The sequence below is a fragment of the Pseudomonas sp. GM18 genome, assembly GCF_000282195.1.
In the GTDB taxonomy this organism is placed as follows: Bacteria; Pseudomonadota; Gammaproteobacteria; order Pseudomonadales; family Pseudomonadaceae; genus Aquipseudomonas.
Window position 1 is genome coordinate 1 of record NZ_AKJT01000067.1, and the last position, 9,880, is coordinate 9,880.

A 9,880-nucleotide genomic window follows, 5' to 3' on the forward strand; every position below is an offset into this window, starting at 1 on the left:
AGCCTGCGAGGCTGCGTTCGGCCGCGAAGCGGTCGCCATCCAGCGAATGCGGTTTGCCTGAAAGAACGCGGTGGCAGGTTTTGCGACTGCTGCGCAGCCGAACGCAGCCTCGCAGGCTCGGCAGCTGCTACGGACGTTCGGGGGATAGACGAAAAATGGTCAAGACGCAGAACCTGTGGGATCGCCGCACCGCACGCTCCCACAGGATTTTCGTCGCTCAGATTTCTTGACTGACCAGCGAAAATTCAATCATCCGGTTGCTCAGCCGGCTTGGCAGGCTTCGCCGGTTTGCCTTTGGCACCTTTGGCCGGTGCGACTTCAGCCACCGGCGCTGGCACAGGTACTGTCGCTTCCTTCTCTGCGGTCGGCAGTTGGTCGACGGTGTTGAATATCTCTTTCAACTCGACCGCATCCGATTGCTCAAGCTTCTTTTCGCCATCCTTGCCGATCAGGATGATTTTGCTCTTCGCGCCGGCGCCCAGTTTGAGCGAGCGGATCAGCGCCATCGTCGATTGCGGGTCGAGGTCTTTGCCGTCCCGTTGGCCCATCGTATTGATCACGGTGTACAGCACCATGTTTCGATCGGTGAAGCCCTTGCGGTTGGCGGAGTCGTCCAGTGATTTTTTCAGGTTGAGCCAAACGGGGTCGACCGAACTGGGCGCGATGACAATCAGGGGACGGGCCCTGCCCACGTCTTTAACCAGAGGGGAATCGTCATCGGCGGCGAATGAAGGACCGACGAAAGCCAGCAGAGTAGCCAGGGTCAAAGACCTGATGAGCATGCGCATCTCCTTTTGATATCCACGCTCTAATGATTGCGCATCACGGTGATCGTTTCGGGCGATGCACCGCGATTGTGTTCCGCCTTGCCCAAGCTTAGGTCAGGGCGGTCATTGCGCAACAGCCTGAGCTAATCTCATACCTGATTCACCGTGAGGGTTTCTCCATGAGCGCTCAGCTGAACCACACCATCGTCTGGTGCCGTGACAAACAGGTTTCGGCACGCTACCTGACCGACCTCCTCGGCCTGCCCGATCCCGAGCCGTTCGGGCCGATGCTGGTGGTCAAGTTCGATAACGGGGTGTCGCTGGATTTCTACAACAACGACCCGCCCATCGCGTCCCAGCACTATGCGTTCCTGATTGGTGACGACGACTTCGATGCGGCCTTCGCTCGCCTGCAGGCGATCAAGCAGCCGTGGTGGGCCGACCCCGGTAAGCAGCGGCCGAACGAAATCAATGATTACGCCGGTGGCCGGCGGGTGTACTTCGATGACCCGGACGGGCATCTGCTGGAGATTTTTACTCGGGAAGCGGTATCGGATCAGAACGCCAGTTTGTAGCCGATCAGCACCAGCATCGTCGCCAGGCACGGACGCAGCAGTTCGTCGGAGATGCGCCCGGTCAAATGGCTGCCCAGGTAAATCCCTGGCAGCGAACCGACCAGCAAGAAGCCCAGGACGTGCCAGTCCATGTTGCCCATGCTCGCGTGGCCCAGGCCGGCGACCAGGGTCAGGGGCACCGCGTGAGCGATTTCGGTGCCGACCAGGCGACGAGTGGGCAGCAGCGGATACAGGATGAACAGCGCGACGGTGCCCAGGGCGCCGGCGCCGATGGAGGTCAGGGCCACCATGGTACCGAGCACCAGGCCGGTGATCACGGTCAGTGCATTCAACCGGGAGCCGCTGGGGTTGTATTGGCCACCCGCCCGTTTGTGAGCGAAATCGAGCAGGCGTTTCTTGAAGAAAATCGCCAGCGCAGTGGCGAACAATACGAAACCCAGCGCCTGTTTGATGACGGCGTTCATCGCCTCGGGCGAGGTTTGCAAAGTGCTCAGGAACCACAGCGTCAGGGCTACCGCCGGCACACTGCCGAGGGTCAGCCAACCGGTGATCGCCCAGTCGATGTTCTTGTTCTTGCGATGAACCAGCACACCACTGGATTTGGTAATGGCCGCGTACAGCAAGTCCGTGCCCACCGCCGTGGCCGGGTTAACGCCGAACCACAGCAGGATCGGCGTCATCAACGAACCGCCCCCAACCCCGGTCATGCCGACAATAAAGCCGACCACCAGACCTGCAACGACCAACCCGAAATTACCGAATTCCATTAATACGCCCAGAAAATCGCAGGAAATAAACCGGACGCAGCATAGCGATTTTTCTTATAACCACATATATCGATGCGGTCTATCGTTATGCCAATTCACCGATATGGAACAGCGATCCTCTCCCTCAATACCAATCCCCTGTGGGAGCTCTCAAATTAGTCATACTTTTTAATTGCAATACTCAAGACATAGGCTATAAATCCTTCCTTGATCGCGCTAAATCACGATCATTAGTATGACTACTTCTTAAAAACAACAAAAAGGAAGGTCAACCATGCTTCAATCCCGACACCTGCTCTCCGGCCTCGGACTGTCCCTGATGATCGCCACCCTCTCCGCTCACGCCACTGGCTTGTCCAGCGAACAAAAAGCCTTCGGCAAAACCAATGACGGCACGCCCGTCGAGCAATACATTTTGCGCAACAGCCATGGCCTGCAGGCCACGGTCATTACCTACGGCGGGATTCTTCAATCACTGAAAGTGCCGGACAAAAACGGCAAGCTCGACGATGTGGTGCTTGGTTTCGACGACGTACAGGGTTATCAAAGTGGCACGGCGTTCTTCGGCGCGACCATCGGCCGCTTCGGCAATCGCCTGGCCAACGGCGCCTTCGAGCTGGATGGCAAGCGCTTTCAGGTGCCGCTCAACGACGGCAGCAATTCGCTGCACGGCGGCGCCCAAGGGTTCGACAAGCGGGTGTGGAAAGCCGAACCGAGCAAGGGCAAGGATTCGGTGGGCGTGACGCTGACATACCTGTCGTCGGATGGCGAAATGGGGTTCCCCGGCAACCTGAAAACCGAGGTCACCTACAGCCTCACCGAGAACAATGAGCTGCGCATCGACTACAAGGCCAGCAGCGATAAACCCACGGTACTGAACCTGACCAACCACAGCTATTTCAACCTGGCCGGCGCGGGTAACGGCGATGTGCTGAAGCAGTTGGCGACCTTGCACGCCACCCGTTACACGCCAGTCACCGGCAAACTGATCCCCACCGGTGAGCTGGCCCCGGTCGCCGGCACGCCCATGGACTTCACCCGACCGACCGCCATCGGTCAACACATCAAGGCCGATCACCCACAGTTGAAATTCGCCGAACCGAAACACGGCGGTTTTGACTTCAACTGGGTGCTGGATGCCAAGGGCGACCTGGGCAAACTCGCCGCCGATGTCAGCGATCCGCAATCCGGCCGTCGCTTGCAGCTCTACACCACCGAACCTGGCGTACAGTTCTACACCAGCAACTTCCTCGACGGTTCGGTCAAGGGCAAGGCCGGCAAGGTTTACCCGCATTGGGGTGCCTTTACGCTGGAAACCCAGCATTATCCGGACTCGCCAAACCAGCCGGCCTTCCCGTCCACGCGGCTGGATCCGGGCAAGACCTATGCCCAGACCACGGTGTTCAGGTTCTCCGCCCGGTAGATCAAAAGATCGCAGCCTGCGACAGCTCCGATATCGCGGGTACAACCCGCCCCGCAGGCTGCGATCTTTCATGATGGCGACGGAACCACCCTGCTATTTTGCTGCCAACTGTAGTATCGATCGGACTTCGACAAGGAGGATTCATGCGTACTCTTGAGCTGGCCGGCCGCCCTGTGCCGGTCATCGGCCAAGGCACCTGGCACATGGGAGAGGAACGCTCCCGACACACCAAGGAAGTTGCAGCGCTGCGCCTGGGCATCGAGTTGGGCATGACCCTGATCGACACCGCTGAGATGTACGCTGAAGGGGGCGCCGAAGAGGTGGTGGGTGAAGCCATCACGGGCCTGCGCGACCAGGTTTTCCTGGTGAGCAAGGTCTACCCCTTCAACGCCAGCCGCAAAGGCATCCCACAGGCCTGCGAACGCAGCCTGCGGCGGTTGAATACCGATTACATCGATCTTTATCTGTTGCACTGGCGCGGCGATTATCCCCTCGAGGAAACCGTCGAAGCCTTCGAACGTCTGCGCGAAGACGGCAAGATCGGCCGTTGGGGCGTATCCAACTTCGATCTGGACGACCTGGAAGAACTGGCCTCACCGGCCTGTGCGACCAATCAGGTGCTGTATAACCTGGAAGAACGTGGCATCGAATTCGATCTGCTGCCCTGGAGCCAACAGCAAAAAATGCCGGTGATGGCTTACTGTCCGATCGGCCAGGGCGGGCATATGCTGGCCAATCCGATGCTCAAGCAGGTTGCCGCCCGTCACGAGGCGACACCGGCGCAGGTAGCGCTGGCATGGATTCTGCGTCAGAACGGGGTGATCGCCATCCCCAAAGCGGTCCACCCCGAACATGTGCAGCTCAACGCGCAAGCGGCACAATTGCAGCTTGAAGTCGGGGATCTGGAGGCGCTGGACCAAGCGTTTCGCGCGCCACAACGCAAGCAGCGGTTGGCCATGGTCTGAGCCATCGCGGAGCTATCAGAGGGCATCGGCATGAGAAGTACCGATCAGCTCGACTCTTTCAATTTGCCACGCTTCGTCCAGGCACAGGATCCTGTGTTCGAGTGGGTTCAGGATGAACTGCGCGCCGGCCAGAAGCGCCGGCACTGGATGTGGTTCATCTTTCCGCAGTTTGCCGGGTTGGGTGACAGCGAAATGTCCCGCTACTTTGCCATTCACTCCAGTGAGGAAGCTGTGGCGTATCTGGAACATCCGTTGTTGGGGCCACGCTTGCGCACCTGCACGCAACTGGTGTTGGACGTTCCGCAACGCTCGATCACCAAGATTTTCGGACACCCCGACAACCTCAAGTTTCACTCATCGATGACGCTGTTTGCCCAGGTTTCGCCAAAAGGCAGCCTGTTCCATCAGGCTCTGGATCAGTACTTTCACGGCATACCGGATGACTGGACGCTGTCGCTGCTGGACTCAAAACAGGCCCAGTTGCCCACCAATCAGCGTTGAGAAATCGTCATCCACGAACGGCAGGATCGCATCCGCCACCGGTTGCAGCTGCCGGGTGACGTAATGGTCGTAGTCGATCGGCGCGCTGCGCACTTCCAGCGGTTCGGGGCCGGCGACCGTGATCACGTAACTGATCCAGCCGCCGTTGTGATATTGCCGCGGCCGCCCCTGCTGGTCGTTGTACTCGTCGGCGATGCGCGCGGCCCGTACATGGGGCGGAACATTGCGTTGATAGTCATCGAGAGGCCGACGCAGGCGTTTGCGGTAGATCAGGCGCTCGTCGAACTCACCGGCCAAGGTCTTGCGCACATAGTCACGCACGTAATCCTGATAGGGCTTGCGATTGAAGATGCGCAGGTACAGCTCCTGCTGGAATTGCCGGGCCAGCGGCGACCAGTCGGTGCGCACGGTTTCCAGGCCTTTGTAGACCATCTCGTCGGTGCCATCGGCACGGGTGACCAACCCGGCATAGCGCTTCTTGCTGCCCTCCTCGGCGCCGCGAATGGTCGGCATCAGAAAGCGCTTGTAGTGGGTTTCGAATTGCAACTCCAGGGCACTTTCCAGCCCGTACTCCTGTTTCACATGTTCGCGCCACCATTGGTTGACGTGGTCCACCAGCGCGTGGCCGATTTGCGCGGCTTCGGCCTGACCGTGGGGGCGACGCAGCCAGACGAAAGTCGAGTCGGTGTCGCCGTAGATCACCGCGTGGCCCTGAGCTTCGATCAGTTGGCGGGTGCGCAACATGATCTCGTGCCCGCGCAAGGTGATGGATGAGGCCAACCGGGTATCGAAGAAGCGGCAACCGCTGGAGCCGAGTACGCCATAGAAGGCATTCATGATGATCTTCAGGGCTTGGGACAGCGGCGCGTTGTGTTCGCGCTTGGCGGTTTCGCGGCCTTCGGCGACCCGGGCGACGATGGCCGGCAGGCAATGCCGGGTCCGTGAGAAACGGGCGCCGCGAAAACCCGGCACCGATTCGCTGTCGTCGGGATGCTTGAGTCCTTCGATCAAGCCCACCGGGTCGATCAGGAAGGTGCGGATGATCGACGGATAGAGGCTTTTGTAATCGAGCACCAGCACCGATTCGTACAGGCCTGGCTGCGAGTCCATGACAAAACCGCCGGGGCTGGCCTGCGGCGGTTTGTTGCCGAGGTTCGGCGCAACGAAGCCCTGACGGTGCATCAACGGCATATACAGGTGCGTGAACGCCGCCACCGAACCACCGCTGCGGTCCGCCGGCAAACCGGTGACGCTGGCGCGCTCCAGCAGGAAAGTCAGCAACTCGGTTTTGGCGAAGATCCGCGTCACCAGTTCGCAGTCCTTGAGGTTGTACTTGGCGAGGGCCGGTTTGTCCTCGGCGAACATGCGGTTGATTTCGTCCATGCGCTGGTATGGGTTGTCGATTGACTTGCCTTCGCCCAACAGGGTTTGCGCGACGTTTTCCAGGCTGAACGAGGGGAAGCTCCAAGTCGCCGAACGCAGCGACTCGATGCCGTCGATGATCAATCGGCCGGCAGCCGAGGCAAAATAATGATTGCCGCTGCCGTGCTCGCGCCACTGCATTTCTTCGCCGCCACGCCCCAGTTTCAACGGCACCGCCAGGCGACGAGCATGTTCGTGCAGTACCCGCAGGTCGAACTGCACGACGTTCCAGCCGATGATGGCGTCGGGGTCGTGCCGGGCGAACCATTCATTGAGTTTTTTCAGCAGCAGGGTTCGCGAATCGCAGTATTCGAGCTGGAAATCCACCCCGCTGTCATCGCCATTGGGCAGCCCGAGCATGTACACCTGACGCTCGCCGCAGCCTTCCAGGGCGATGGAATACAACTCGCCCTGAGCGGTGGTTTCGATGTCCAGCGAGACCAGCCGCAGGTTCGGCCGGTAGCCGGGGGCGGGTTTCATTTGCGCGTCGAGCAGCAGGCCGTCGGCACCGGGTGTGCCGCCGAACAAAACCGGCGCGGTGATGAACCGCTCCATCATGTAGCGTTCCGGCGGGCGGATGTCGGCTTCGAACACCTCGACGCCTGATTTGCGCAGCGCGGTTTCCAGGCGCATCAACTGGCCGTGCTGCTGGCAATACAGGCCGAGCACCGGGCGGTGCTCGAAGTCCAGAAGCGCCAATGGCCGCAGTTCGACGTTCTTTTCGCCGCGCAACACCGTTTCGGCTCGCTCGCGCATGGCTTGTGGAATGAACGCGACCGACGATTGATGCGGCAGGCGGATGCGCCGGGGACCGGCATCGGTCGCCAGCCAGAACTCGACTTCGGTTCCGGCCGGGGTATCGCGCCAATGCCGGGTCAGGACGAAGCCCTGCTGTAAATCCACCACTGCAACCTCAACGATCTGATTCAAGTGGTGATTCTACGCGTGATCGACCTGGATTTTCGTCGCTCAGATTTCTTGGCTGATCGGGCGTTCACAAAGAAAAATCACTGAATGACGCTATTTGCGTGTTATCTGCCGCTTTGCGCCTTGCTCTGTGAGCCTGTCTCTACGATTCTTCAAGGACAACGACAACACCCGAGAAGCCGTCATGAAAACCGTCGCCCAGTTGCTCAAGTTAAAGGCCCAACAGAATCAGGCAGTCCACACCATTGCGCCTCATCAAATGGTGCTGGAAGCGCTGATGGTGATGGCCGCCAAAAACGTCGGCGCGTTACCGGTCCTGAAAGATGGAAAGGTCGTCGGCATCATCAGTGAACGGGACTATGCGCGCAAACTGGTGCTCAAGGGGCGCTCCTCCGTCGGCACACCGGTCAGCGACATCATGGTGTCGCCGGTGATCACCGTGGACACCCATCAAACCGTCGAAACCTGCATGGGCATCATGTCCGACAAACGCCTGCGGCACTTGCCGGTGGTGGAGGACGGTGAGCTGATGGGCTTGCTGTCGATCGGCGACCTGGTCAAGGAAGCCATTGCCGAACAGGCTGAACTGATTCGGCAACTGGAGCAGTACATTCGCGGCGAGTGATCCTACGGCCAATGCCGCGAGAAGACCGGCGCCAATGCAGGGTGCCGGTCGAAGCGTTCGAGCCAGGCGAAGAACCCCGGTCGCGCAACGCGCAAGTGTTCCCGGGTGCCCGCCCACCGCGTCACCACCGCCGCCAGAATATCCAGCGCGCCCGGCTTTCCATCGCCCAGGTACAACTTGCCGGCGAACTGATCGGCAAACACCTCCCAATTCCAGTGCAGGCGCTGGCGGGCACCAGCCATGAGGTTTTGCCGGGACAACTCGTCCGCCTCGTCCAGCCAGCGCTCGGGGTAATCGATGATGCCGATGGCGGTGTAACAATTGCTGACGATGTACACCAGGCCATGAATCACCTGATCGCGCTTGATCGGGTTTTCCGGCAACAGGTTCGACTCCGGAAACGTAAGGCCCAGGTGAATCAGGATCGCCGCACTCTCGGTAAGAACGCCGCCATCGGGCAGTTGCAGAGTGGGAACCTGCTTGAGCGGGTTGAGCTTCTCCAGCGCATGCAGCGCCTGCGGGGACGATGAAACGTCGATGAAGCGATAAGGAACCTCGCACAGTTCCAGCGCGGCTTCGATGGCGGCCGCCCCCGAATTCTGATGCCCATAGAGCTGGTACATGACTAAATCTCCTCTGCGACTCTCTCTTTGTAGCAGATGCCGAAGACTGCGCGCGAACCATGTGGGAGCAAGCTTGCCCGGTTACCCTCCCGCACGCTTCATACAGCGTTGATAACGTTCATCGACTCGCTTGGCGAACCACGCCGTGGTGAGTTTGCGGGTGATTTTCGGGCTTTGCAGCACGATCCCCGGCAACACCGCCCGGGGTAATGGCCGGCCTTCGGCCTGTTCGGCCAAAGCGAAAACCCGCTGATAGAGCGGGGTGTCCTCGAACTGAAGACTTTTACCCTCCTCCAGTTGATCCCGAATGGTCGGGTTGCGCATGTCCAACTGCTTGCCGAGGGTGCGCACCGCCAGTTCCGTGGTGCCGGGCATGATCGAACCGTAGCGCACCAGATCGCCATCCAGCGCCAGCGGGATACCCGTTGCACGAGTTACCGCGTTCTGAAACGCCGCATTGCGGCTGGCGTACCAACCGGCATTGAAATCAGCGAAGCGATACAGCGGCTGCTTGTAGCTCACCGGATAACCGAGCAAGTGGGCGATACCGAAATACAGGCCACCGCGACGGGTGAACACTTCGTGGCGAATCGAGCCGTCCACCGGGTAGGGGTAATCCCGCGCCTGCTGCTCGGCAAAGTCGATGCTGACCTGCATCGGCCCGCCGGTGTGCACCGGGTTGAACCCGCCGAACAAGGTCCGGCCCATGGGCACCATGCCGATAAAGTCATCGAAAATCGCACTGAGTTCTTTTTCGCTGCGCGCGGCATTCAGTCGGTCGCTGTAGCTTTTGCCGTTGGGTGAGCGCACCTGCAAGGCGCCGCTGACCAGCAGGCTGGGAATGTGGGCTTTGTCGGCGCGGCGGTCGATTTCATCCCGGGCGATCTTGCCCAGGCCCGGCACCGGCGGATCAGCCTGAAACGTCGATTCCTGCTCAGCGACCGCGAGCACCGAACACAGGTTTTGCGTGGTCGGCGAAATTTTTTGCGCGGCAAACGCCGCGTAGATGTCCGTGGCCCAGCCCTGGCGGTCGACCGTCTTGGCCGGCAGCAGGCTGACGATCTCGGCCTTGACCTCGGCAGGCTTGCGGGCCGGCGGTTCCTGAGGGCGCTGAGTGCCGCAACCGGCCAGTACCAACAGCGCGGCCACGCTCATGATCAATCGATTGGCTTGCATGATGCTCCATCAAATCCGTTGAGCCAGGTTAACCATACGATCAATGGCATGGCGCAGGCTATGACTATCCCGCCCTGTAGCAGCTGCCGAGCCTGCGAGGCTGCGTTCG

10 protein-coding genes are annotated in these 9,880 nt (G+C 60.1%); 5 read left to right on the forward strand and 5 right to left on the reverse strand.

Annotated elements, in window-relative coordinates:
* Positions 1-245 precede the first annotated feature (245 nt).
* On the reverse strand, positions 246-782 hold the full coding sequence (locus tag PMI21_RS11215; RefSeq protein WP_007939409.1) for a DUF4174 domain-containing protein: 537 nt from the start codon (positions 780-782) through the stop codon (positions 246-248).
* Positions 783-946: 164 nt separating this feature from the next.
* Between PMI21_RS11215 and PMI21_RS11210 the strand changes: the two genes are divergently transcribed.
* Complete coding sequence (locus PMI21_RS11210) at positions 947-1,342, forward strand: VOC family protein (protein ID WP_007939410.1); 396 nt, start codon at positions 947-949, stop codon at positions 1,340-1,342.
* On the opposite strand, the gene PMI21_RS11205 is transcribed toward PMI21_RS11210, so the two are convergent.
* Positions 1,324-2,109 carry a sulfite exporter TauE/SafE family protein gene (locus PMI21_RS11205; RefSeq protein WP_007939411.1) on the reverse strand — a complete coding sequence of 262 codons (786 nt, stop codon included), beginning with the start codon at positions 2,107-2,109 and terminating at the stop codon, positions 1,324-1,326. The genes PMI21_RS11210 and PMI21_RS11205 overlap by 19 nt on opposite strands.
* Before the next feature lie 274 nt (positions 2,110-2,383).
* Here PMI21_RS11205 and PMI21_RS11200 point away from each other — a divergent pair, with 274 nt between their 5' ends.
* The 3 genes from PMI21_RS11200 (at position 2,384) to PMI21_RS11190 (ending at position 4,998) form a co-directional block, all read left to right on the forward strand.
* Positions 2,384-3,532: an aldose epimerase family protein gene (locus PMI21_RS11200; RefSeq protein ID WP_007939412.1), complete on the forward strand. Its 1,149-nt coding sequence runs from the start codon at positions 2,384-2,386 to the stop codon at positions 3,530-3,532.
* Positions 3,533-3,675: 143 nt separating this feature from the next.
* Complete coding sequence (locus PMI21_RS11195) at positions 3,676-4,497, forward strand: aldo/keto reductase (RefSeq protein ID WP_007939413.1); 822 nt, start codon at positions 3,676-3,678, stop codon at positions 4,495-4,497.
* A 30-nt stretch (positions 4,498-4,527) separates the two neighbouring features.
* Complete coding sequence (locus tag PMI21_RS11190; RefSeq protein ID WP_007939414.1) at positions 4,528-4,998, forward strand: DUF1810 domain-containing protein; 471 nt, start codon at positions 4,528-4,530, stop codon at positions 4,996-4,998.
* Here PMI21_RS11190 and PMI21_RS11185 read toward each other — a convergent pair.
* Entirely contained in the window at positions 4,963-7,323 is a 2,361-nt protein-coding gene (locus tag PMI21_RS11185; protein WP_162130341.1) for a DNA polymerase II, read from the reverse strand. The genes PMI21_RS11190 and PMI21_RS11185 overlap by 36 nt on opposite strands.
* A gap of 208 nt (positions 7,324-7,531) precedes the next feature.
* Here PMI21_RS11185 and PMI21_RS11180 point away from each other — a divergent pair, with 208 nt between their 5' ends.
* On the forward strand, positions 7,532-7,972 hold the full coding sequence (locus PMI21_RS11180; RefSeq protein ID WP_007939416.1) for a CBS domain-containing protein: 441 nt from the start codon (positions 7,532-7,534) through the stop codon (positions 7,970-7,972).
* Between the two features lie 2 nt (positions 7,973-7,974).
* Here the strand turns inward: PMI21_RS11180 and PMI21_RS11175 are convergent, their stop codons facing one another.
* Complete coding sequence (locus PMI21_RS11175; protein WP_007939418.1) at positions 7,975-8,595, reverse strand: glutathione S-transferase N-terminal domain-containing protein; 621 nt, start codon at positions 8,593-8,595, stop codon at positions 7,975-7,977.
* Between the two features lie 81 nt (positions 8,596-8,676).
* Positions 8,677-9,771 carry a DUF1615 domain-containing protein gene (locus tag PMI21_RS11170; protein WP_007939419.1) on the reverse strand — a complete coding sequence of 365 codons (1,095 nt, stop codon included), beginning with the start codon at positions 9,769-9,771 and terminating at the stop codon, positions 8,677-8,679.
* Positions 9,772-9,880: the final 109 nt, after the last annotated feature.